This window comes from Herbaspirillum sp. SJZ107, from assembly GCF_006715485.1.
Classification (GTDB): Bacteria; Pseudomonadota; Gammaproteobacteria; order Burkholderiales; family Burkholderiaceae_D; genus Telluria.
The window spans coordinates 341393-365447 of sequence record NZ_VFNH01000003.1 but is presented as its reverse complement, the minus strand read 5'-3'; the positions used below and the strand labels follow the sequence as shown (position 1 = coordinate 365447).

Annotated in this window: 21 protein-coding genes and 1 tRNA gene; 11 read left to right on the top strand and 11 right to left on the bottom strand. The window is 65.7% G+C overall.

Annotated features, from left to right (window positions below; all coding sequences use genetic code 11):
* Positions 1 to 13: 13 nt before the first annotated feature.
* From FBX97_RS19710 to FBX97_RS19700, 3 genes are all read left to right on the top strand, one after another.
* Positions 14 to 1978: an Ig-like domain-containing protein gene (locus tag FBX97_RS19710; protein ID WP_141835552.1), complete on the top strand. Its 1965-nt coding sequence runs from the start codon at positions 14 to 16 to the stop codon at positions 1976 to 1978.
* Positions 1979 to 2090: 112 nt separating this feature from the next.
* Positions 2091 to 3713 carry a bifunctional shikimate kinase/3-dehydroquinate synthase AroKB gene (gene aroKB / locus FBX97_RS19705; RefSeq protein ID WP_370457323.1) on the top strand — a complete coding sequence of 541 codons (1623 nt, stop codon included), beginning with the start codon at positions 2091 to 2093 and terminating at the stop codon, positions 3711 to 3713.
* Positions 3710 to 4849: a deoxyguanosinetriphosphate triphosphohydrolase gene (locus FBX97_RS19700; RefSeq protein ID WP_141835547.1), complete on the top strand. Its 1140-nt coding sequence runs from the start codon at positions 3710 to 3712 to the stop codon at positions 4847 to 4849. Before aroKB ends, FBX97_RS19700 begins: the two co-directional genes overlap by 4 nt.
* A gap of 4 nt (positions 4850 to 4853) precedes the next feature.
* On the opposite strand, the gene FBX97_RS19695 is transcribed toward FBX97_RS19700, so the two are convergent.
* The 5 genes from FBX97_RS19695 to mutM all read right to left on the bottom strand — a co-directional run bounded on the left by FBX97_RS19695 (position 4854) and on the right by mutM (position 9916).
* Positions 4854 to 5222, bottom strand: a complete 369-nt coding sequence (locus tag FBX97_RS19695; RefSeq protein ID WP_141835543.1) for a VOC family protein — start codon at positions 5220 to 5222, stop codon at positions 4854 to 4856.
* A gap of 83 nt (positions 5223 to 5305) precedes the next feature.
* On the bottom strand, positions 5306 to 5995 hold the full coding sequence (locus tag FBX97_RS19690) for a YafY family protein (RefSeq protein WP_141835540.1): 690 nt from the start codon (positions 5993 to 5995) through the stop codon (positions 5306 to 5308).
* Positions 5996 to 6001: 6 nt separating this feature from the next.
* Positions 6002 to 7117 carry an A/G-specific adenine glycosylase gene (gene mutY, locus FBX97_RS19685; protein WP_141835537.1) on the bottom strand — a complete coding sequence of 372 codons (1116 nt, stop codon included), beginning with the start codon at positions 7115 to 7117 and terminating at the stop codon, positions 6002 to 6004.
* Positions 7114 to 9048: a dynamin family protein gene (locus FBX97_RS19680; protein ID WP_185748666.1), complete on the bottom strand. Its 1935-nt coding sequence runs from the start codon at positions 9046 to 9048 to the stop codon at positions 7114 to 7116. The genes mutY and FBX97_RS19680 overlap by 4 nt, the downstream gene beginning before the upstream one ends.
* Positions 9049 to 9079: 31 nt before the next feature.
* Entirely contained in the window at positions 9080 to 9916 is an 837-nt protein-coding gene (mutM, locus tag FBX97_RS19675) for a bifunctional DNA-formamidopyrimidine glycosylase/DNA-(apurinic or apyrimidinic site) lyase (protein ID WP_141835534.1), read from the bottom strand.
* A gap of 108 nt (positions 9917 to 10024) precedes the next feature.
* Here mutM and FBX97_RS19670 point away from each other — a divergent pair, with 108 nt between their 5' ends.
* The 7 genes from FBX97_RS19670 (at position 10025) to pth (ending at position 16206) form a co-directional block, all read left to right on the top strand.
* Positions 10025 to 11821, top strand: a complete 1797-nt coding sequence (locus FBX97_RS19670; RefSeq protein ID WP_141835531.1) for a tetratricopeptide repeat protein — start codon at positions 10025 to 10027, stop codon at positions 11819 to 11821.
* Positions 11822 to 11897: 76 nt separating this feature from the next.
* On the top strand, positions 11898 to 12521 hold the full coding sequence (locus tag FBX97_RS19665) for an outer membrane lipoprotein LolB (RefSeq protein ID WP_141835527.1): 624 nt from the start codon (positions 11898 to 11900) through the stop codon (positions 12519 to 12521).
* Positions 12522 to 13433, top strand: a complete 912-nt coding sequence (gene ispE, locus FBX97_RS19660) for a 4-(cytidine 5'-diphospho)-2-C-methyl-D-erythritol kinase (RefSeq protein WP_141835524.1) — start codon at positions 12522 to 12524, stop codon at positions 13431 to 13433.
* Between the two features lie 72 nt (positions 13434 to 13505).
* A tRNA-Gln gene (locus tag FBX97_RS19655) sits at positions 13506 to 13582 on the top strand.
* Positions 13583 to 13735: 153 nt separating this feature from the next.
* Positions 13736 to 14686, top strand: a complete 951-nt coding sequence (locus FBX97_RS19650) for a ribose-phosphate pyrophosphokinase (RefSeq protein ID WP_141835521.1) — start codon at positions 13736 to 13738, stop codon at positions 14684 to 14686.
* A gap of 170 nt (positions 14687 to 14856) precedes the next feature.
* A complete protein-coding gene (locus tag FBX97_RS19645; RefSeq protein ID WP_141835518.1) occupies positions 14857 to 15444 on the top strand; it encodes a 50S ribosomal protein L25/general stress protein Ctc in 588 nt (195 codons plus the stop codon).
* Positions 15445 to 15621: 177 nt separating this feature from the next.
* On the top strand, positions 15622 to 16206 hold the full coding sequence (gene pth / locus FBX97_RS19640) for an aminoacyl-tRNA hydrolase (protein ID WP_141835515.1): 585 nt from the start codon (positions 15622 to 15624) through the stop codon (positions 16204 to 16206).
* Positions 16207 to 16210: 4 nt separating this feature from the next.
* Here the strand turns inward: pth and FBX97_RS19635 are convergent, their stop codons facing one another.
* Positions 16211 to 17653, bottom strand: coding sequence for an HD domain-containing phosphohydrolase (locus tag FBX97_RS19635; protein ID WP_141835512.1), 1443 nt, complete (start codon positions 17651 to 17653; stop codon positions 16211 to 16213).
* Between the two features lie 289 nt (positions 17654 to 17942).
* Complete coding sequence (locus FBX97_RS19630; protein WP_141835509.1) at positions 17943 to 18152, bottom strand: cold-shock protein; 210 nt, start codon at positions 18150 to 18152, stop codon at positions 17943 to 17945.
* Between the two features lie 225 nt (positions 18153 to 18377).
* On the opposite strand from FBX97_RS19630, the gene FBX97_RS19625 reads away from it, so the two are divergent.
* Positions 18378 to 18887 (top strand): GNAT family N-acetyltransferase, encoded by a 510-nt coding sequence (locus FBX97_RS19625; RefSeq protein ID WP_141835506.1) that lies wholly within the window; start codon positions 18378 to 18380, stop codon positions 18885 to 18887.
* Here the strand turns inward: FBX97_RS19625 and FBX97_RS19620 are convergent.
* From FBX97_RS19620 to FBX97_RS19605, 4 genes are all read right to left on the bottom strand, one after another.
* Complete coding sequence (locus FBX97_RS19620) at positions 18874 to 20754, bottom strand: DUF3857 and transglutaminase domain-containing protein (protein ID WP_255517559.1); 1881 nt, start codon at positions 20752 to 20754, stop codon at positions 18874 to 18876. The two genes, FBX97_RS19625 and FBX97_RS19620, sit on opposite strands and share 14 nt — an antisense overlap.
* Before the next feature lie 123 nt (positions 20755 to 20877).
* Positions 20878 to 22098 carry an ABC transporter permease gene (locus FBX97_RS19615; RefSeq protein WP_141835498.1) on the bottom strand — a complete coding sequence of 407 codons (1221 nt, stop codon included), beginning with the start codon at positions 22096 to 22098 and terminating at the stop codon, positions 20878 to 20880.
* Positions 22095 to 22823: an ABC transporter ATP-binding protein gene (locus FBX97_RS19610; RefSeq protein ID WP_185748665.1), complete on the bottom strand. Its 729-nt coding sequence runs from the start codon at positions 22821 to 22823 to the stop codon at positions 22095 to 22097. Before FBX97_RS19610 ends, FBX97_RS19615 begins: the two co-directional genes overlap by 4 nt.
* Positions 22820 to 24055 carry an efflux RND transporter periplasmic adaptor subunit gene (locus tag FBX97_RS19605; protein WP_141835493.1) on the bottom strand — a complete coding sequence of 412 codons (1236 nt, stop codon included), beginning with the start codon at positions 24053 to 24055 and terminating at the stop codon, positions 22820 to 22822. Before FBX97_RS19605 ends, FBX97_RS19610 begins: the two co-directional genes overlap by 4 nt.

The window sequence follows — 24055 nt, the reverse complement described above, 5'->3', positions numbered from 1 at the left end:
CAACCAACAACAAATGACTGAGATGAAAAACCACCAGAATGTGAACGCAGGCCGCGGATTCCAAGTTGCCGCCCTGCTGGCCGCCATGCTGCTTTCCGCCTGTGGCGGTGGCGGCGGCAATCCGGGCGCCGTCACCGGCGGCGCCGGCGGCGGCACCGCAACGCCCGGCGGCACCGGCACCACGGTCCCGGCCGCCACCCCGACCGTTGCCGTGGCCTTCACCAGCAGCACCGGTGCCAGCAGTAACAACCTGACCGGCGCCACCCCGCTGACGGTCAAGGCGACCGTGCTGGACAAGGACAAGAAGCCGGTCCAGAACGCGATCGTCACCTTCGCCACCGATAATAAACTGGCCACGTTCTCGCCGAGTGCGGGCACCGCCCTGACCGACGCCAATGGCGTGGCCACCGTGACCATGCGCGCGGCAAGCCTGGCCGCCGGCGGCGCTGCTGCCGTCACTGCCAGCACCACCGTGGCCGACGCCATCGTCACTGGCACCGGCAACTATGCGGTGGGCGCCACCGCGTTGAGCTTCGGTACCTTGAGCGCCAAGGAACCCAAGCTGCAAGCCTACGGTACCACCGTGCTGTCGGTCGACCTGCTTTCCGGTTCGGCCAAGTACACCGACCAGCAAGTCAACGTGAACTTCAGCTCGGCCTGCATCACGGCCGGCAAGGCGACGGTGTCGAGCACAGTCGCCACCAACGGCGGCACCGCTTCGACCGTGTACCGCGACAAGGGTTGCGCCAACACCGACATCGTCACCGCCTCCTCCGACAGCGTCGCCAAGTCGGTCACCACTACCCTGGACATCGCGGCGCCGGCCGCCGCCTCGGTGCAGTTCGTCAGCGCGGCCCCGGTCAACCAGGCGATCGTAATCCGCGGCCAGGGCGGCAACGGCCGCACCGAAACGGCAACGCTGGTCTATAAAGTGGTCGACAACACCGGCGCGCCGCTGGCCGGCAAGCAGGTCAACTTCACGCCGTCGACCAACCTGGTCACGGTCAACAAGGCCAGCGACACCACCGATGCCACCGGCAGCGTGAGCACCACTGTCAACTCGGGTACGACTCCGACCTCGTTCCGCGTGCTGGCGACCCTGCCGGGTACCGCCACCGCCGCCAACCCGACCGACATCTCGACCCTGTCGGACTCGATCGTCGTCACCAATGGCCTGCCGGTGCAGAGCGCGTTCTCGATCGGCACCGACACCTTCAACGTGGAAGGCCTGACCATCAACACCTCGGGCACCACGCCGGCCGCCCACATCACGGTCAGCCTGGGCGACGCCAACGGCAACCTGGTCCCGGATGGCACCCCGATCGTGTTCCAGACCAACGTCGGCGCCGTCGGCACCTCCAGCTCGGGCGGTTGCAACACCGTCAATGGCAGCTGCACGGTCGACTTCCGCGCCCAGGAACCGCGCACGCCGACGCCCGGCCTGCCGAAAACCGCGTGCAACGCCGTCATCCCGGACATCACCCGCGCGGGCATGGCGACCATCTGCGCCAGTACCACCGACGGCAGCCAGACCCTGGCCGCCAGGACCGCAGTGTTCCTGAGCGGCAGCACGGCCGTCTTCTATATGAACGGCAGCAAACTGTCGGGCGCAGAAGTCGACTTGGGTCACGTCGGTTCCGGAGAGACCCGCTCGTTCCAGTTGCAGATCAGCGACGTCAACCAGAACCCGATGCCGGCCGGTTCGCGCGTCGAAATCACGAGCATGCTCAACGGTAATGCGGCGGGGGTATCCCCGGCCACGGTACCGAACATTGCGCCCCACAACGCCAGCGGCGCCGACGACGCCACCGGCGCCACCATCGCCGGCAACCAGGGTTCGATCCACACGTTCCGCATCGCCAGCACCCAGCCAACCGACTGCAAGAACGCGACACAGGCCTCGTTCAACGTGACCGTCACTACGCCATCCGGCGCAGTGACCAGCATTCCGTTTAAACTGTCGTTCACCTGCCCTTAAAATAAGGTTGACTGAATGACACGCGGCGGCCAGGTTATCCTGGCCGTCTGCATTTTGAGCGATCGAAATAGTGCCTGACTGCAAGAACAACAACATCTTCCTCGTCGGTTTGATGGGTGCCGGCAAGACCACCATCGGTCGCCTGCTGGCGCGGCGCCTGAACATGGCCTTCATCGACTCCGACCACGAGATCGAAGCGCGCACCGGCGCCTCGATCCCGTGGATCTTCGAAATCGAGGGCGAGCCCAGCTTCCGCCGGCGCGAAGCCGACGTGATCCGCGACCTGACCGCGCAGCGCGGCATCGTGCTGGCCACCGGCGGCGGCGCCGTGCTGAACCCTTCCAGCCGCGCGCTGCTGGCCGAGCGCGGCACCGTGGTCTACCTGCGCGCCAGCGTGAGCAGCATCCTGCAGCGCACTTCGCACGACAAGAACCGGCCGCTGCTGCAGACCGCCGACCCGCGCAAGAAACTGGAAGACCTGACGGCCCAGCGCGAGCCGCTCTACCGCGAGATTGCCGACCTGATCATCGATACCGGCCGCCCTAACGTACAATCGATGGTCCAGACCATCATCGACCAGATTGCGCAGCTGGAAACGGCACGCGCGCGCAAGGCAAGAACCAACATGAATGAACAGGCATGCATTTCACTTGACGTCGAACTGGGCGAGCGCAGCTATCCGATCGTGATCGGCCGCGGCTTGCTCGACGACGGCGCGCTGCTGACGCGCCATATCAGCGGCAGCGGCAAGGTGGCGATCGTCACCAACACGACGGTGGCGCCGCTCTACCTCGACAAAGTCGCGGCACCGCTGCGCGCCGCCGGGCGCGAGGTGGTGACGATCATCCTGCCGGACGGCGAAGAATACAAAAACTGGGAGAGCCTGAACCTGGTGTTCGACGCGCTGCTGGCCAACAAGTGCGACCGCAAGACCACGCTGGTGGCGCTCGGCGGCGGCGTGATCGGCGACCTGACCGGCTATGCGGCGGCCAGCTACATGCGCGGCGTGCCCTTCGTGCAGATCCCGACCACGCTGCTGGCGCAGGTGGATTCCTCGGTGGGCGGCAAGACCGGCATCAACCATCCCCTCGGTAAAAACATGATCGGCGCCTTTTATCAGCCGCGCGCCGTGATCGCCGATACCGCGACGCTCGACACCTTGCCCGACCGCGAACTGTCGGCCGGCCTGGCCGAGGTCATCAAGCACGGCGCCATCCTCGACGCCGGCTTCTTCGACTGGATCGAGCAGAACATCGGCAAGCTGGTCGCGCGCGACCACGACGCGCTGGCGCACGCGATCCTGCGCTCGTGCGAGATCAAGGCCGACGTGGTCAAACGCGACGAGCGCGAAGGCGGCCTGCGCGCGGTACTGAACTTCGGCCACACCTTCGGCCACGCGATCGAGAACGGCCTCGGCTACGGCGCCTGGCTGCACGGCGAAGCGGTCGGCTGCGGCATGGTGATGGCGGCCGACCTGTCGCACCGCATGGGCCTGATCGACAGCGCCAGCGTCGAGCGCCTGCGCGCGCTGGCCCGGGCGGCGCGCCTGCCGACGGTGGCGCCGGACCTCGGCCTGGAACGCTGGATCGAGCTGATGGAAGTCGACAAGAAGAACGAGGGCGGGGCGATCAAGTTCATCCTGCTGAAACCCCTGGGCAGCCCGAGCATCACCGGCGCCCCGCGCGAGCAGCTGGAAGCGACGCTCGCCGCCACCGTGGAAAGGCCGGCAGCATGATCGACTTCGACGCCCACCTGGCGCCCTATGCGGCGCACTCCTCCAAGAGCCGCGGGCGTCGCCATCCGGAGCCGGCCGCCGGTTCGCGCAGCGAATTCCAGCGCGACCGCGACCGGATCATCCACTCGACCGCCTTCCGCCGGCTGGAATACAAGACCCAGGTCTTCCTCAACCACGAGGGCGACCTGTTCCGCACCCGCCTGACCCACTCGATCGAAGTGGCCCAGATCGCGCGCACGCTGGCGCGCAGCCTGCGCCTGAACGAAGACCTGGTCGAAGCCACCGCGCTGTCGCACGACCTCGGCCACACGCCGTTCGGCCACGTCGGCCAGGACGTGCTGAACGAATGCATGAAGGAGTACGGCGGCTTCGAGCACAACCTGCAAAGCCTGCGCGTGGTCGATCACCTGGAAGAGCACTACGGCGCTTTCGACGGCCTGAACCTGACATTCGAGACGCGCGAGGGCATCCTGAAGCATTGCTCGCTGACGAATGCGCGCCAGCTGGGCGAGCTCGGCCTGCGCTTCATCGACAAGACGCAACCCAGCCTGGAAGCCCAGCTGACCAACCTGGCCGACGAAATCGCCTACAACAACCACGACATCGACGACGGCCTGCGCTCCGGCCTGCTCACCATGAAGCAGATGGAAGAGGTCGAGCTGTTCGCGCGCCTGCACCGCCAGGTGGTGCAGCAGTACCCGGGCCTGCCGGGCCGGCGCGAGCTGTACGAGACGATCCGCCTGATGATCACGGCAATGACGGCCGACCTGGTGGATGAGTCGTGCCGCCTGATCAAGGAAGCCAATCCGCAAAGCATCGACGATGTACGCAACAGCCCGCCGCTGATCCGCTTCTCGGCGACCATGCGCGCCGAGACCACGGCCCTGAAGCGCTTCCTGTACGCCAACCTGTACCGCCACTACAAGGTGAACCGCATGCGGGTCAAGGCGAGCCGCATCGTGCGCGAGCTGTTCGAGGCCTTCATGACGGATCCGGTGCTTTTACCTTTCGATTACCAGGTGGCCGGCGGCGACAAGCACAAGCAGGCGCGCAAGATCGCCGATTACATCGCGGGGATGACGGACCGCTATGCGATCCGCGAGCACAAGCGGATCTTCTCGCTCGACGAGCTGTAATCGCTCATTCGCTGCGCGCAAACACGCGCAGTCGATGCCCGTCCGGATCGGCTGCGGTGAAGGTATAGCCGAAGTCCAGCGTGACCGGCGCCTGCAGGATCGCAAGACCGCGTGCGCGCCAGTCGGCGTGCAGGGCGTCAACCTGCGCCGTATCCGTCACGCGGAAGGCGAGTTCGTTGGCGCTGCCTTCAAGGTCGCCGTCCGGCCGGACGCTGTCGCGCGCCCACAGGCCGAGCATGCGGCCATTTTCCAGGGCGAACAGGGAAAAGGTCGGCATGACTTCCATCGCTTCGGCCCCGAGCAGGCCGGCATACAGGCGCGCGCTGGCGGCGGGATCGGCGACGTAGAGGATGGTGTATTGCGGGCTTAACATGGCGTGCTCCTTCAGTGGTTGACAGAGCGGCCAGTGTAGGGGCGGGGACTGTCAGTTTCTGTCAGCAGCCTGCGTCGGCCACGTCACTGTTCGGGAATGCCTTCGCTGGCATGCCATGCCTGCAGCAGGGCCTGGCGATGGCGCGGGTAGCGTGCGGCGCTGACTTCCAGCGCCGCAATGCGGTCGAGGCGGAAATGACGGAAAGCCTGGCGCAGCTCGCACCAGGCGACCAGGATGCGAGTCTGTTCGAAGAAGCCGATCGCGACGGGCCAGACCGTGCGTTGCGAGGTGGCACCGCCGGCGTCGCGGTAGTCCAGCACCAGCTTGCATTCGTCGCGCATGGCGACGCGGATCGGCCCCATGTCCGGCGCCGCGGGCGCATCCGCACTTGGGCGGGCCACCAGCAGGCCGGTGCCGTCGAGATTGCGCCGCAGCGCTTCCGGCAGGACGGCGGCGATCTTATCGACGGCCTCACGCGCAGCGGCGCCGAGCACCGCATCGCCGTGCTGCGCAACCCAGCGCCCGCCCAGCACCAGCGCCTCGATCTCCTCCTGTGTGAACATCAATGGCGGCAGCAAAAAGCCCGGCTTGAGCACATAACCCAGTCCGGCTTCCCCTTCGATATGGGCACCTTGCCCACGCAGGGTGGCGATGTCGCGGTACAGCGTGCGCAGGCTGACCGACAGCTGGGCGGCGAGCGCCTCGCCGGTGACCGGATAGCGGTGCCGGCGCAGCGCCTGCAGCAGCGCGAGCAAGCGGTCGGCGCGTGCCATCGCCGCTCAGCCGAACAAGGTCGGCGCCGCCAGCTGCCCCAGCAGCTTCTTTACCGGCGCCGGCAAGGGCGCCTCGCCGATCGCCGCCAGGTCCCACCACACATGCCCGGCCGGCGTCTCCGCGCGCTTGGCCAAGCCGACCCGGAACGGCTGGATATGCAGCTTGTAATGGGTAAAACCATGCACCAGCGGCAGCAGCGGTTCCACCTCGTCGACCGTCCCGAACTCGCCGGCGGCATTCGCCAGCACCGCCACGTCGGCATCCTCGGCCTCGTCGACGCCGACGTGGCCGTCGAATTCCGGCAGCGACAGCAGGCCGCCCCAGATGCCGGATTCCGGCCGCTGCTGCAACAGCACCTGGCCACCCTCGACCACGGCCAGCATCAGCGCGCGCTTTTCCGGTGTTTCCTTTTTCGGTTTGCGCACTGGCAGTTCGGCAGTGCGGCCGGTGGCATAGGCCACGCAACGCGCCTGCAGCGGGCAACGCTCGCAGTCGGGACGCGAACGCGTGCACAGCGTAGCGCCCAGGTCCATCAAGCCTTGCGTATAGGCTTCGATGCCGCCATCCGCCGGGGTCAGCGCTTCGGCGCGGCGCCACAGCGCGTCTTCGACCGGTTTCAGGCCCGGATACTGGTCGACGCCGAACACGCGCGCAAACACGCGCTTGACGTTACCGTCCAGGATCGCGGCGCGGGTGCCGCTGGAGAAGGCGGAGATGGCGGCGGCGGTCGAGCGGCCGATGCCGGGCAGTTCGGCCAGCAGTGCCGGGTCGGACGGGAACACGCCGCCGTACTGCTCGACCACGCGCCTGGCGCAGGCGTGCAGGTTGCGCGCGCGGGTGTAGTAACCGAGGCCGCTCCAGTGCGCCATCACGTCTTCCAGCGGCGCCTCGGCCAGCGCGGCGACGGTCGGGAAGCGCTCCAGGAAGCGCGCGTAATAGCCGAGCACCGCCGTCACTTGCGTTTGCTGCAGCATGATCTCGGACAGCCAGATGCGGTAGGCGTCGCGCGTGTTCTGCCAGGGCAGGGCGTGGCGGCCGTGCTGCTTTTGCCATTCGATGACGGCGCGCGAAAAGCTGGGGTCTTCCAGTTCTGAAATATCGAATTCGGTGAGGCGTTTCATGCAGCTTCCAGTTGGGGGAGGTCGGCGTCCAGCGCGCGCGTGACGGCGCCGGACAGCCCGCTCAGGCGGCCCTTGACCTTCTCCAGGTCTTGCTGGGCGGCTTCGAAGGCGGCGATCTTCTGTTCCAGGGTGTCGGTGGCCTCGAGGATGCGCTGGATCGAGGTCTGGCGCCCGCGCAGCTGCTCGCGGTGCTGGCGGATCTGCGCTTCCAGCGGTGCCATGATCACCTTCAGCCAGGCTTCGATGTCGGCATTCGCCGCGCGGAAGCTCTGGCGCACGCGCGAGGCGATCGAGTCGAAGAAGCGCTCGAGCAGCGTGCCGCGGCTGGTGATCAAGAGCGTCGCGGTGCCGAACTGTTTCATGTAGATGGCTTCGATGGCGTCGATCTCTTCGCGATAACGCTGCAGCGACAGCCGCATCGGCACCGCCATGCTCAGGCCGTGCTCGGCCGAGAATTTGCGGTACATCGAATCCATCATGGCGTTGATCTCACCGATCTTGGCGCTCGACGCGTCCAGGTTGGCGCGCACCGCCTCGAAGAAGGCGCGCACCGGCGGCCGCGTGCCGGTGCCGAAGCGCGCGGCCTGCATCGCCGCGCGCACGGCGTCGACCTGGCCCTGCACCACGTCCATGCCGATGCTGCTGTACAGCTCCGTCGACAGGGTCGTGAACACGGCGCGCGTGCCCTGCAGCTTGAACAGGCTGGCGTCGAATTCCTTCTTTTCCATCTCGACGCGGCGCATCATGTGGGTGATCACGCCCTGGTTCTTGCCGCGCAGGCTTTGCAACTCTTGCTGTTGCTCGACCAGGTCGCGGATGCGGGTGCCGAGCAGCGCCTGCTGGCCGGCCAGCAGCAGGTCCATGTCCTGGCGCAGCTGGCTGCGCAGGATGTCCTGGCGTGCCGGCACCAGTTCGTCGAACAGCGCGGTCTCGAGCCGGCCGAGGCGGCTCTTCCCGAACAGCGCCAGGTCGCCGTTGATCTTGCCGACCAGGGCTTTCTGGGCCGAGACCGGGAACACCTGGGTGTCCGCCACGCCCAGCAGCTGGGCCACGCTGGCCTGCTGGTGCGCGATCGCGGCGTCGTTCTCCTGCGGCGATTTGAGCTCGTCCCACATGGCGTCGATCTTGTTCAGCACCACGAGCCGTCCCGCGTTGTTTCCCGATTCTGCGCCGATGTGGGTGCGCCAGACCTCGATATCGCTTTTGGTCACGCCGGTCTCGGCGCCCAGCACGAACAGCACCGCGTGCGCATTCGGGATCAGGTTCAGCGTCAGTTCCGGCTCGGTGCCGATGGCGTTCAGGCCGGGCGTGTCGAGGATCACCAGGCCCTGCTTCAGCAGCGGGTGCGGGAAGTTGATCAGCGCGTGGCGCCACTGCGGGATCTCGACCAGGCCGTCGTCGCCCACGGTCGCCGCCAGGTCGGGATCGCCGGCGTCGTACAGGCCGAAGCCGGACGCCTCGTCCTTGCTCACGCGGCGCGTCAAGCTGACCTGCTTGAAAGTGTCGATCATGCGCTCGGGCGCATCGAGGTCGAGCGGCAGCACGGTCCAGGCGGCCGGGTCGTCGCGGTAGTCGCTCGTCGCCAGGTGCGCGGCGCGGGTCTCGATCGGCAGCAGGCGGATGCACGGCGGCAGGGCAGGGTCCCAGGCCAGCTCGGTCGGACACATGGTGGTGCGGCCCGGACTGGACGGCACGATGCGCTGGCCGTAGTCGGCAAAGAAGATCGCGTTGATCAGCTCGGATTTACCGCGCGAGAACTCGGCCACGAAGGCGACCGACAGGCGGTCGTCGCGCACCCGCGCCAGCGCGCGCGCCAGGCGCTGGCCGGCCTCGGCATCCAGCAGCTCGGCCGCCTGCACCCAGCTGCGGTACTGTTCCAGCGCCGTGGCGACGCGTTCGCGCCACGCACTATATTGTTGTAGATCTTGCATGATCGTTGACCGTGGTGTTGTCTCGGCGAGCTTAGCGCTGGCAAACGGCGCAGTAGAAGGTGGAGCGCTGGCCCTGCTTGATCTGGCGTACCGGCGTACTGCAGTTGCGGCAAGGCACTCCTGCACGATCATAGACGAAATATGTCTGCTGGAAATATCCAGATTGACCATTTACCGCAATAAAGTCACGCAATGTGCTGCCGCCCTGCACGATGGCGGCGGCAAGGATGTCGCGGATCGCCTCGGCCAGCTTGTCGTAGCGCGCACGGCTGATGCGCGAGGCCGCCGTTTTCGGACTGATGCCGGCGCGGAACAGGCTTTCGCAGGCGTAGATGTTGCCGACGCCGACCACGATGTCGCCGCTTAATAACACTTGCTTGATCGGGGCGTTGCGCTTGCGCGTCTCGCGGTACAGCAGGGCACCGTCGAAACCGTCGAGCAAGGGTTCGACGCCGAGCCCGCGCAGCAGGATGTGCTGCTCGAGTTCGCCATCGTCGTGGGCATGCCACAGCACGGCGCCGAAACGGCGCGGGTCGTGCAGGCGCAGCACGCGCCGGCCTTCCGGGCCGCCGCTTACGATCAGGTCGAAATGGTCGTGCTTCTTCAGCTCGATGCCCTCGGGCAGCACGCGCAGGTGGCCGGACATGCCGAGGTGGACGATCAGCACGCCATGCTCGAAATTGATCAAAAGATATTTGCCGCGCCGGCCAGTGGACAGGATGCGCCGTCCTTTCAGCAAGGCGGGCAGGTCGGGCGGGAAGGGCCAGCGCAAGCCGTCGCGGCGCAGGATGACGTCTTCGACGATACGGTCTTCCAGGTGCGGCGCGACGCCGCGCCGGGTGACTTCGACTTCCGGGAGTTCAGGCATGAGCGATGGGAAGAAAAGATGACAGGAATGTAAAAACGTGTTGCGGTCTCGTACGCGCGGCAGGCGTTCGGCGTAGAATCGGACAATCTTTTTGACGTGGGATTTGCCTTGAAAAACGCTTTCGCCATTGTAACTCTCTCCGCATTGTTGTCGGCCTGTGCTGTAGCGCCCAAGCAGCCGGCGCAGGACACGTCGGACCAGCCGCTGGCCGCCGCCGAGGCCAAGGCCGGCACGCCTGCGGCCGGCGCTCCGGTGCCGCCGGCCGAGCAGAGCGAGGACAAGCTGCCGAACGTGCAAATGACCAGCGCCATGATGCAGCAGTTGCTGAAAGCCGAAATGGCCTTCAAGAACGGCGACTGGCAGGGCCCCTACCTCACCATGATGAGCCTGGCGCAGCAGACCAGGGACCCGCGCCTGGCCAAGCGGGCCGCCGAGATGGCGCTGTCGGCCAAGCAGCCCGACGACGCCCTCGCCGCGGTGCGCCTGTGGCGCGACTACGCACCCGGCTCCGATGAGGCCAACCAGTACTATCTGGGGCTGGTGATCCTGTCCGACAACCTGGCCGAAGCAGAAAAACTCCTGACCCAGCGCCTGGCCGAGGCCACGCCCGGCGCCCGCGGCCTGGTGATGTTCCAGATGCAGCAGCTGGTGCTGCGCGCGCGCGACAAGGATGCCGCCATCGCCATGCTGCAGCGCCTGGTCGCACCCTACGGCAACATGATGGAAACCCACGTGGTGCTGGCCCAGGCCGCACTGGCCAAGGGCAACAAGCAGGATGCCGTGCGCGAAGCGCAGACCGCGCTCCAGATCAAACCAGATTCCGAAATCGCGGTCCTGACCCTGGCCCAGGTCACCGAAGACGAAGCCCGCACCACGAAGATCCTGCAGGACTTCCTGGCGACCCACCCGGAGGCACGCGAAGTGCGCACCGCCCATGCGCGCCTGCTGGTCAACAACAAGCAGTTCGACGCCGCGCGCAAGGAATTCCTGGTGCTCGACAAGTCGCGGCCGAACGACCCCGCCACCCTGTATGCGCTGGGCGTGCTGTCGATGCAGATGAACGATGCGCGCGGCGCCGAGGGTTACTTCGCGCGCTTCGTCGACATCACCGACAAGACGCCGGACCAGGAGAACGATCCGACCAAGGCGCTGCTGATCCTGTCGCAGCTGGCCGAGGAACGCGGCGACATCAAGGCCGCCACCGATTGGCTCGACCGCATGGACAGCGACGATCCGAAAGTCCAGCTCAGCGTTGCCCTGCGCCGCGCCCAGCTGCTGGCCAAGGGCGGCGACCTGGCCGGGGCGCGTAAGCAGCTGGCCACGCTGCAGCCGAGCGACAAGGCCGAGCAGGCGCAGGTGGTGCTGGTCGAGTCCCAGATCCTGCGCGACGCCGGCAAGAACCAGGAAGCCTTCAAGCTGATGCAGGATGGCGTCAAGCGCTTCCCGGACAACATGGATTTCCTGTACGACTACGCGCTGATGGCCGAAAAGCTCGGCAAGGTCGACGTGATGGAAAAATCGCTGCGCCAGGTGATCGCCAAGGTGCCCGACAACCAGCACGCCTACAACGCCCTCGGCTATTCGCTGGCGGAGCGCAACGTGCGTCTCAAGGAAGCCCATGAATTGATCCAGAAAGCGCTCGGCATGGCGCCCAACGATCCCTTCATCATGGACAGCATGGGCTGGGTGCAATATCGGATGGGTAACCTGACCGAAGCCGCCGCCCATCTGCGCAAGGCGTATTCGCTGCGCAACGATCCGGAAATCGCCGTCCACCTCGGCGAGGTGCTGTGGAAGATGGGCCAGCAGGAAGATGCCCGCAAGCTGTGGCGCGAAGCCAAGGCCAAGGACCCGCGCAACGATGCCCTGAAGAGCACGCTGACCCGCCTGCGCGTATCGATCTGAAATAATATTAAATTAAACCGAACGGACCGGCAGCCTTGTCCGCCGGTTCTCATTTTTGAGAACCCCTCATATCAAGATGCAGATTCATTCCTCCCTTCGTTTGCTGCCTGTCCTGGCGCTCAGCGCCGTCCTGGCCGGCTGCGCCACGTCCGGCCCCAGCCTGCCGGTGCCCAACGTCCCGGTGGCCGCCTACCGCGACACCATCGACCTCAGCGGCAAACTGGCAGTGACTTACCAGAAGGACGGGCAACCGCAACGCCTGAACGGTGCCTATACCTGGACCCAGCGTCCGGGCAGCATCGACGTGGAAATCTTCGGACCGCTGCGCCAGACCCAGGCAGTGCTCCATGTCACGCCCCAGGCCGCCACGCTGACGCTGAACGACGGCAAGACGCGCAGCGCCGCCGACATCGACACGCTGACCGCCCAGACGCTGGGCTGGACGCTGCCGGTGAGCGGCTTGCGCGACTGGCTGCAGGGCCACGCCACCGATGCCCAGGGCAAGCCGTTCTCGGCGTCGCCGGCCAACGACAACGTCGTCACCAGGGATGGCTGGCGTCTGCGCTTTGCCGAGTGGCAGGGCGGCAAGGCGCCGGATGGCACGCCGGTGCCGATGCCGCGCCGCATCAATGCCGAGCGCAGCGCGAGCGCCACCAGCGACGAGCTGGCGCTCACCATCGTCATCGATCCGGCGGCTTGAATGGCACAGGTTTCATTGCTCACCCGGTTGCACGACTGCCCGGCCCCGGCCAAGCTGAACCTGTTCCTGCACGTGACCGGCCGCCGGCCCGACGGCTACCACCTGCTGCAATCGGTATTCCAGCTGATCGACCACGGCGACACGCTGCACTTCGACCTGCGCGGCGACGACCGTATCGTCCGCACCACCAACGTGCCAGGCGTGCTGGAAGAGCAGGACCTGATCGTGCGCGCGCTGCGTGCGTTGCAGGCCGAATATCGGCGCCGCCACGGCAGCCTGCCGCCCGGCATCGACGTCGCCATCGAGAAACGCCTGCCCATGGGCGGCGGCCTCGGCGGCGGCTCGTCGGATGCGGCCACTGCGCTGATGGCGGCCAACCATTTATGGAAGGCAGGCTTGTCGACCCCGGAACTGATGGCGCTGGGCTTGCCGCTGGGCGCGGACATTCCCTTCTTCCTGTTCGGCGAAACCGCGTTTGCGGAAGGGGTAGGGGAGGCGCTGCAGGCAGTGCCAGGCCCGGATTGCTGGTATGTCGTGGTCGAGCCTGGCGTATCGGTCCCGACTGCCGCAATTTTTACGGCGCCAGATTTGACAAGAAATACGAAGCCCATCATAATAGCGGACTTTTCCAGGCGACATGATGATCTACACGATCAGATTGGCTTCGGGAAAAATGATTTGCAGGACGTGGCAGCGAGATTGTTCCCGCCGGTAGCACAGGCGATCGAATGGTTGAGCGGTTACGGAGCGGCCAGGATGACTGGTTCCGGAGCGTGCGTGTTCAGCGCGTTTTCCAGTGAGCAAGAAGCTGAAGCAGTACTTGAGAAAGTGCCGCCCCAGTGGAAAGCATGGAAAGCAAAGTCGCTAACGAAACATCCGATAAAATCGCTCTTGCAAATCAACGAGTTGTAGAATAAAATCTTGCCTGTCGATGCAGCAGCGATATAAAGTTGCGGTAGCGATAAGGAAGTAAAGTTTCAGCGTAGGGGAATCGCCAAGCTGGTTAAGGCACCGGATTTTGATTCCGGCATACCAAGGTTCGAATCCTTGTTCCCCTGCCAAAGTTTCTTTGCCTGGGCTGTCGATGACTCGTGCTCCAGCAGGCAATCTAAAGTGGAGCCGCCTCGAGCGGCCCATTTTTTTTGTAGTGTCGCTTTATCCCTCTCGGTGAGCGGCCCAAGGTTTCTTTCAACGCTTACATCTCTGGGACTCCCATGGCTTACGAAAACCTGATGGTTTTTACCGGCAATGCCAATCCGGCGCTAGCAGAAGGGGTCGCAAAAAGCCTCGGTATTCCTCTCGGCAAAGCTGTCGTCTCGAAATTCTCCGACGGCGAAGTCATGGTCGAGATCAACGAGAACGTCCGTGGCAAGGACGTCTTCGTCCTCCAATCGACCTGCGCGCCTACCAATGACAACCTGATGGAAATCATCCTGATGGTCGACGCTCTCAAGCGCGCATCGGCTGGCCGTATCACCGCGGCGATTCCATACTATGGTTATGCGCGCCAGGACCGCCGCCCGCGTTCGGCGCGTGTCGCGATCTCGGCCAAGGTCGTCGCCAACATGCTGGAAGAAGCCGGCGTCGAGCGCGTCCTGATCATGGACGTGCACGCCGACCAGATCCAGGGTTTCTTCGATATTCCGGTCGACAACATCTACGCATCGCCGCTGCTGTTGGGCGACCTGCAGCGCAAGAACTACGACGACCTGCTGGTCGTGTCGCCGGACGTCGGCGGCGTGGTGCGCGCCCGTGCGCTGGCCAAGCGCCTCGGCTGCGACCTGGCGATCATCGACAAGCGCCGTCCGAAGGCGAACGTGTCGGAAGTCATGAACATCATCGGTGAAGTCGAAGGCCGCAACTGCGTGATCATGGACGACATGGTCGACACCGCAGGCACGCTGACCAAGGCCGCCGAAGTCCTGAAAGAACGTGGCGCCAAGAAAGTCGTGGCCTACTGCACGCACCCGGTCCTGTCCGGCCCGGCGATCGACCGCATTTCGAATTCGCCGCTGGACGAGCTGGTCGTGACCGACACGATCCCGCTGAGCCCGGCTGCCCAGGCTTGCGGCAAGATCCGCCAACTGACCTGCGCACCGCTGCTGGCCGAGACCTTCAAGCGTATCGTCAAGGGCGATTCGGTTATTTCGCTGTTCGTCGATTAAAGAATAGATTGAGTACGTCGCCCCTGCCTCCGCAGGGGCGACGTTTAGGTTTTTCTTGAGCGCGTCATTGCGTGCTCATTCCACGGAAGCCCCTGGTCGCGGGGGCTTCCACAACCGGGTTACGGGCTGGACGCATCCAGCATTCGGACCCTTCATCATTGGAGTTTCACATGAAAGTAGTCGCATTTACCCGCGAACAGCAGGGGACCGGAGCGAGCCGCCGCCTGCGTAACGCTGGCCAGACCCCGGGCATCATCTACGGTGGCGCCGCTGCCCCGGCACTGATCGCCGTCGACGGCAACGCCCTCTGGCACGCGCTCAAGAAAGAAGCATTCCACGGTTCCGTGCTGGACCTGGAAATCGAAGGTCAGACCCAGCAAGTCCTGCTGCGTGACTTCCAGATGCACGCATACAAGCAACTGGTCCTGCACGTGGACTTCCAGCGCGTCGATGCATCGCAGCCGATCCACACCAAGGTCGCCCTGCACTTCGTCAACGCCGACGTCTCGCCGGCTGTCAAGCTGGGCGGCGCGATCATCTCGCACGTGCTGAACGAACTGGAAGTGTCCTGCCTGCCGGGCCAACTGCCGGAATTCATCACCGTCGACCTGAGCAAGCTGGAAGCCGGTGCATCGATCCACGTGTCCGAGCTGGCCCTGCCGGAAGGCGTCACCATCGTCGCCCACGGCGACGACCAGACCGTTGCCACCTCGTCGATCCCGCGCGGTGCTGCTTCGACTGACGCTGCTGCCGAGTAATTCTCGCATCGACGGCTGCCCGCTTCGGCGGGCAGTCATCAGAAAAACCCGCCGCGACGCAAGTTGCGGCGGGTTTTTTTCTTATCCTTCCTCTATTTTTTTCATCGTCCTTGTCTGTCGCCTGCCGGCTCCGTTTTCCGCGATAATCGAGCCTCACGATTCCATTGACGCTTATCTATGCATATCCGCCTGATCGTCGGCCTCGGCAACCCCGGCCCCGAATACGAACAAACCCGCCACAACGCCGGCTTCTGGCTGGTCGATAATCTCGCCAATTCGCTGCCCGGCTGCCACCTGCAGCGCGAATCGCGCTTCAACGCCATGGTCGCCAAGACCTCGATCGGCGGCAAGGATGTCTGGCTGCTCGAGCCGCTGACCTACATGAACCGCTCCGGCCAGTCGGTCGGCGCGCTGGCGCGTTTCTTCAAGGTGGCGCCGGAAGAAATCCTGGTCGTGCATGACGAACTCGACCTGCCGCCGGGCGCGGCCAAGCTCAAGCGCGGCGGCTCGTCGGGCGGGCACAACGGCCTGAAGGACATCACGTCGGCGCTCGGCACCCAGGATTACTGGCGCCTGCGCCTGGGCATCGGCCATCCGCGCACGCTGGGCTTGCAGCAGGCCGTCGCCGACTTCGTGCTGCACCGGCCGCGGCGCGAAGAACAGACGCTGATCGAAGAAGCGATCGACAAGGCCTTGCGCATCATTCCGATGGTGTGCGAAGGCAAGATGAATGCAGCCACCATGCAGCTGCATACGGATTGACGTATCAGATCAAGCCGCGTGCCAGGGCTTTCAGCGTCATTGCCGGCCGCGAGTGCGATTCGAGTTTCTGAAAAATGGTGTCGACATGCGCGCGCACGCTCGCCGGGCTGATCTTCATGGCGCGCGCCGCTTCGCGGCTGCTTTCGCCGAGGCTGACGTGGCGCAAGACCTCGATCTCGCGCTCCGACAGCAGCCCATCCCGTAGCGGCCGTGCCCCGCCGTTCTTCGGCGCCGGCGCGCGCGCCGCTTCGATCACGGCCGCCACGGCATGGCGGTCGAAGCGTCCGGCCGCCGCCTGCGCCGTCATCAGCGTCGCCGCCGCCGGCAAGCCGTGCGCATGGCGCCAGGGCCGCGCCGAGCACAGGGCGGTGACGGCGGCGGCCGCCGCCAGCAGTCGCTCCTGCATGCCGAGGCTGTCGCCGCGCAGCTTGCGGTAGTAGCCGCTGCCGTCCAGCCGCTCGTAGATGAGCGAACCGAGCGTGGCGTCCGACGCGATCGCCGCGACCTGGGTGCCGGCGCGTGCGGTCCAGAACGGTACTTTTCTCACCTTGTCCCAGTCGGCCGCTTCCAGTTTGGTGCTGCGCATCCATACCGCGTTCGGCACGGTCACGCGGCCGATGCCATGCAGCAGGGCGGCGCGTTGCAAGGGTTTTTCTTCGAGCGCCAGCATGCCGGCCAGTGCCGCGCTGCGGCGCGCCAGTTCGGCCACGCGGCGCGAGTAACCGGCCAGCCAGGGCAGCTTGAGCTCGATCACGTCGGCGATGATGCTCAGCGGGACCAGGCGGTCGTGGCCCGCGTAATTGGCGGCGCACGAAGGTTCTTCGAGGGCGTCCAGCCAGGCCTGCGCATGCGGCAGCAGCTTACTTACCAGCGTCGCCGGATACTTGACGCCGGCGCGCTCCTGGACCAGGCGCAGCGCGCCTTCGGTGCCGTGGGCCGGCGCCAGCATTTCCAGGTCGCCGGCCAGGCGCACGTAGAACACCGAGCGCGGCAAGTTAGGCGCGAACATCACGTCCTGCATGTCGCCGCGCTGCGGGCTGCCGAACAGGTGGCGCAGGCTGTCCTCGACATCGGCGGACAGGCCGAGCAGGACCGCGATGTCGCCCGCCACCTCGCACTGCATCTGGGCGAGGGGCAGCACGTTGGGCAGCGTCAGGTTGGGATTGCCGGGCAGGGTGCGCGTGATCATCGCATGGCGCCCGGCGACGTCGTCCCCGAGCAGGCTGGCGAAACCGCCGGCGGTGGCGGTGCTGCCCGACCAGCGCAGCAGCGCCACCAGGCGCGTGCTGGTGCAGGCATCGGCTTCGTCGCCGTTTTCCTCGGCCAGCTTGGATGCCAGGCGCGCGGTGCGGATCGAATGGTCGGACGGCAGCCCCATGCTCAGGTCGCCGACCATGGCCAGCACCTGCACGGCGTCTTCCACGATGATGGTTTCGTCGGCTCCCATGGCCGTAATGTAACGGTCAATGGACAAGTGAACAAGGAGCACGATTCGTTGTGTGCCTGATCACGTCCAGGAATACGGCGCGCCAACGACAAAAAACCCGCCGCAGCGGGTTTTTCGAGGGTCTGCCTGTCAGTGCGGAGCGCCCATGCTATCTGCGTGGTGCGGCCGCCCGTCAGGCAAGCCTGTTAAAGCGCCTAACAAGAACCTCCATGGCTGCGTTGCATCGTCTCGCTGTACTAGCGTACTGTCTTCGACGTTGCGCCTTGCCCTGAAGGTTTTGTTAGACGCTTTAGATTGCGCGAATGTTGCTCGCCTTTTCGCCCTTCGGGCTCGGCGAGCGTTCGAACGAGACGCGCTGGTTTTCGGCCAGGCTCTTGAAGCCGTCCGACTGGATGTCCTTGAAGTGCGCGAACAGGTCGTCGCCGCCTGCATCAGGCGCGATGAAGCCGAAGCCCTTGGAATCGTTGAACCATTTCACGGTGCCGGTTTGAGTAGCCATTTGATACCTCTTATATGAGTGTGTTGAAAGCACGGACAGCAAAGCGATGCCCGGGAACGCACATGCGACCAAGATAGAAACAGCGGAGAATCGAACAGGAATGCCGTGAAGGCGAAACAGGAAGGAGACCAACGGTAACGACGACTTGATGTAGTGCGAGATGGAATATACAGGTCTTGCACCGATTCACCTAATGATTTCTGATTTATTTTTCCTTGTAAAAACATGAAGATACGTATCAGGCGCTACCGCCCGGACGACCGCAAGTCGGTCCTCGCCGCCTTCCGCACCAACGTGCCCGACCACTTCCCAGCATCCGAAGAAGCCTGGTTGCGCTCGGCCCTCGACGAGCCGGACGGGCCGCTGTTCGTGGCCGTCGAAGGCGACCAGGTGATCGCGTTCGGCGGCTACGAGCTCTCCGATTTCTATAACCTCGGCACCCTGGTGTTCGGCCTGGTGCGCGCGGACCGCCACGGCACCGGCATCGGCCGCGCGCTCCTGCACTACCGGCTGCTGCACATGGCCGGCCGCAAAGGCCGGCCACGCTACGTGACGGTGGACACCCACCCTCACACGGCCGGCTTCTTCCAGCGTTGCGGCTTCGTCGAGATCGCGCGCTGGCCGGGCGGCTACCGTTCCGGGCGCGACCGCGTCGACCTGCGCTTCGAGCTGAGCGACGAGGCGGTAGACCGGTTGCGCGCAGAAAGCAGGACTGAGACGATCAGCGCCCGCTGACCACGACCTGGCTGCGCAGATCGCGCATGATGCGTTCCAGCGCCGGCTGCATGGCGCGGTAGTCGTCCGGCGTGCAGGTGGCGCGGCCGTGGCGGAAGGTGAAGCGGCGCTTGACCACGATCGCGCTGCCCCGGCGCGCATAGCTTGACTGGTAATGGATGCCGCCGTGCATCAGGCTGGTCGGTTTCGGCAGCGCCAGCACGCGCACACCCTTCGGCAGGCGAAAGCCGGTTTCGTCCTCGGCATCGACGGCGGGGCAGACGAAGGCCTGGTGGCGCTCCTTTTCCTGGCCGAGCGTGAACACGGCTTCGCCCAGGCCACCCCAGACATCGTAGGTGGTGGCCAGCGCGCTCGGTCCGGGCAGGTCGAGGAAATGCTCGCTGCTTCCTGAAACCGACAGGCTGTATTCGTCGCTCCCGTCCTTGCCTGGACTATCCACCTTGCCGGCGTCGAACACGCCCTGTCCCTTCTGGCCGAGGCCCTGCAGCATGCGCCGCACGAACTGGTCGCGCTCGGCCAGGCGGGTCTCGCGCACCGTCTTGCGCCAGGGCTCGGCGCTGGCGCCGCTGGCGGTCTTGCTGACCTTGAAGCGGCTGCGGCCGTCGCGCCCGATGTCGAACCAGGTGGTGGTGCGGCTGCGCTCCGGCTGCAGGATCGGCGTCATGGCGAAGCTGCCGCTCGCCAGCAGCAGCGCCGGCTTGCCGAGGATGCCTGCGGGCAGGTAGCCGGCCATCGTCGATTCCGCGGTCGGATCGAGGTAGAGGTCGAGGCTGGGCACGTAGGTGATCATGTGGTTGAACACGCCCAGCGTCGGCGTGTCCGGCAGCTGGTAGGCGTTGCCGCTGTTGACCAGCGCACCGGTGCTGCCGATGCCGACCGCCGCCAGCATCGCTTCGAGCAGGGCGGCGTGGTCCTTGCAGTCGCCGTAGCGGTTGTCGAGCACGGTGGCGGCCGGGTGCGCGACCACGCCGCCGGGGCCGATGTAGACGCCGACGTAGCGGATGTTGCGGCGTACCCAGTCGGACAGCGCCAGTGTCCGGGCGCGCGCATCCGACAGGCCGGCCGTGAGCTGGCGCGCCAGCGCGGCGATGGCGGGGGAGGGTACCGCGGCGCTGCCGGTCGCGGGAAGGGTATTGGCACGGAAGGCACGCGCAAAGTCGGCATAGTCCGCAAACGTCGACACTGCCAGCCGCTTGCCGTAGTCGAGATAGCTGACCGCATCGGCTTCCAGGCGCTGGTTGCCGCCGCCGGCGTAGCGCCACTGGTAGCGCCTGTGCCCCGCCGGGACGACGTCGCGCGGCGACAGCGGCACCGGCACGAAGCCGACCGCATCCGCGTGCAGCGGCATCGATGCCGGCATGTCGTAGACCAGCACGAAGTTTTTATTCAGGTAGAACGGCGATGACGACAGGTCTTCGAAATGGCCGGGAAACAGCGGCGTGCCGCGCCGGACCGTGTACCTGACCACCAGCTGGTCGCCCGCCGCCACCTCGGGAAAGACGATGATCTTCAGACGCGTGTCCTGGAACATCGGGGCGTCGGTGGACGCGGCTTCCTGCTGGTCCTTGATCTGGTCCGGCCGCAGCGCTACCCGCCGCCCGTCGGGCTTCAGCGTATAGGCGTCGATGGCGACGACCTCGTCGAGCGTCTTGTTGTAGCTGATGTAGTACTGGCCATGCTCCTGCACGGCACGCTGCTCGACGATGGTTTTTGCGGCATCGACGGTGAGCAGGTAAGCGCCGCTGGGCTCGACCACGTAATGCTGGATATGGCGGTCGATCACGATCGCGGGATCGGTGCCGGTGTCTTGGTCGGCCTCATGCGCCAGCGCCGGCCCGCAGAAGAGCAGGACACTCAACAATAGCATTGCGCAATATCTATAAAGCATGCAGGCTCCGGACGCGTCAGGACAAGCGACCGGATCATGTTACGTTGGCTCAAGTCCCCACCCTTGAGCCAGCGCAAGCGTGCCCTGCTGGACAAACATGCCCTATTCGTACCGCAAGGCCTCGATCGGATCCAGCCGTGCGGCCTGGCTGGCAGGCACCACCCCGAAAACCACACCCACCGAACCCGAAAACAGCACCGACAAGGCCACCGCCCACCACGGCACCACGGCCGGCGGGAAGTCCGGGATCATGGCCGCGATCGCCACGCCGAGCCCGTAGCCGATCACCAGCCCGATCAGCCCGCCCAGCAGCGACAGCGTCACCGCCTCGATCAGGAACTGCAGCAGGATGTCGCGGCTGCGCGCGCCGATCGCCTTGCAGATGCCGATCTCGCGCGTGCGCTCCTTCACCGATACCAGCATGATGTTCATGATGCCGATGCCGCCCACCAGCAGCGCGATGCTGACCACGCCGCCCATCACCAGCGTTACCGTGCTGCTGATCTTGTCGAAGGTTTTTGCGACCTGGTCGGCCGATTCGATCTCGAAATCGTCGCGCTCGTCGGGTTTCAGGCGGTGCGCCTGGCGCATCACCGCGCGCATGCGGCTGCGCGTGGCGTCGAGCCGGGACAGGTCGCGTACCGCCACCGTGATGCGCAATTGCGGGCGCGTGTTGTTGCCGATGATGCTTTGGCCGGTCTTGTAAGGAATGATCAGCACGCTGTCCTGCGACATGCCGAAGACCTCGCCGCGCTTTTCCATCACCCCGACGATCTTGAACCACTCGTTGGCGTACAGGATGAATTGCCCGACCGGGTTGGCCGGCAGGTGCAGGTCCTCGATCAGCTTTTCGCCGATCACGGCCACGCGGCGCGCACCGGCATCGTCGGAATGGCTGATGAAGCGGCCCAGGCGCGCATAGCGCTGGTTGACTTCCTGGTAGCTGGCGGTGGTGGCGGTCACCTGCGCCACGGTGGACTGGCCGGTGAAGCGCACTTCGGACATGCCGGGGACGAAGACCGGGCTGAGGTCGCGGATCTCGTCGACGCGCAGGCGCAGCTGCTCGACGTCCTCGAAGCGCAGGAAATTGATCTTGCCGCGCATGACTTCCTTGAACTCGTTGTGCGGCTGGACCGTCAGGCCGTTGCCGCCGAGCCCCATGAACTGGTCGCTGACGCTCTTGGACAAGCCTTGGATCAGCGAGATCACCGTGATCACCGAAGCCACCCCGATGATGATGCCGAGCGAGGTGAGAAAACTGCGCAGGCGGTGCGCGCGGATCGAGGCCAGCGCCGAGCGCACGCTTTCCAGGAACAGGTTCATGCCGCGCTCCCCGGCGCCGAGGGCGACGCCGCGCCGGTGCCCGCGCCGCTGCGCACGCCGGTATCCGACATGATCACGCCGTCGCGCAGGCGCACGATGCGCTGGCACTGCTCGGCGATCTCGGGTTCGTGGGTTACCATCACGACGGTCTGTCCGCCCCCATGCACTTCCTTGATCAGCTCCAGGATTTCGAGGCTGGTGGTCGAATCGAGGTTGCCGGTCGGTTCGTCGGCCAGCAGGATCGACGGCTTGCCGACCAGCGCGCGCGCGATCGCCACCCGCTGGCGCTGGCCGCCCGAGAGTTCGTTGGGGCGGTGGTGCAGGCGCGTGCCGAGGCCGACCTTCGTGAGCGCTTGTTCGGCCAGCGCCAGGCGCTCGCGCAGCTTGATGCCGCGGTAGATCAGCGGCTGCGCCACGTTGTCGAGCGCACTGGCGCGCGGCAGCAAATGAAAACTCTGGAAGATGAAGCCGATCTCCTGGTTGCGCACCAGGGCCAGCTCGTCGCTGCTCATGGTCGCCACTTCGCGGCCGTTGAGCCAGTATTCGCCGCTGCTGGGGCGGTCGAGGCAGCCGACGATGTTCATCATGGTCGACTTGCCGGACCCCGAGGCGCCGATGAAGGCGACCAGCTCGTTGCGCCGGATGTGCAGGTCGACGCCCTGCAGCGCGTGGACGGTCTGGTCGCCCATCTGGTACTGCTTCCGGACGGCTTGCAGGCGGATCACCGCGACGCCTCCGCGGTCTTGACGTCGGCCGCCTTCCTGGCGGTCACCAGGTCGCCGTCGTGCAGTTCGCGCAGCAGCCGCGCCGGCCCCACCGCGATGGTCTGGCCGGGCGCCAGTCCCTTGGTCACTTCCTGGTTGGCGTCGTCGGACAGGCCCAGCTCCACGGTCGTCTTCTTGACCTTGCCGTCCTGGACCACGTACACATAACTGACGTTTTTCACGTGCTCCTTGTCCTTGCCGCCGCTGTTGCCCTCGGAACTGGCGATTTCCTCGTTCAGCACCGCCTGGATCGGCACCGCCGGCCTGGGCGCGCTGTTGCCGACCACGATCTCGACGCGGCAGGTCATGCCCGAACGCAGCGCCAGTTTCGGATCGTCGAGGCGCAGCTTGACCACGTAGCTGCGGCCCTGGCTCTGGGCGCCCGGCAGCGCGCTTTTCGGCGCCATGGCGACGCTCTCGACGTGGCCGCTCACCGGCTGGTCGGGAAAGGCCGCCGGGAACACCTTGGCCTGCTGGCCGACCGCGACCCGGGCGACGTCGGCTTCGTCGACGTTGACCTCGGCCATGATGGAGCCGACGTCGGCGATCGTCATCAGCGACGAGCCGGCGATGCCGGTGGCGCTGGCGACTGCCGTCTCGCCGATCTTGATCGGCACCGCGGTCACGGTACCGTCGATCGGCGCCCGCACCTCGGTCTTGGCCAGGTGCTCGCGCGACTGCGACAGCAGCGCCGCCGCCTGCTCCAGCGTCTCGCGGCTGGCGCGCAGCTCGACCTTGGCCAGGTCGACCTGGTGCACGGCGTCGTCGTACTTCGAGATGTCGATGTACTTGGCCTTGTACAGCTGGCCGGTGCGCTCCAGGCCGCGCTCCTGGTTGGCCAGGTTGATCTGGGCCCGTTCGATCGCGATCGCGGCGTTGCGGCGGTTGGCTTCCTGCTGCGCCACCTCGGCCACGTACACGGTCGGATCGAGCCGCAGCAGGGTCTGGCCGCGCGCCACCTTGTCGCCTTCCTTGACCAGCACCGCGGCCACCTTGCCGATGACCTCTGCCGACAGCTGCACCTCCTGGCGGAACACCAGGTTGCCGGTGGCGAGGATCGACGGGTGGATCTCGAGCTTTTGAACCTGCGCCAGCTCGGCTTCGTGCTGCGCCGTCTTGCCCGAAAACTTGATCGCCACCGGGATCGCCAGGAAAGCCACCACGACGGCGGCGCCCATCAGTTTCTTCTTCAT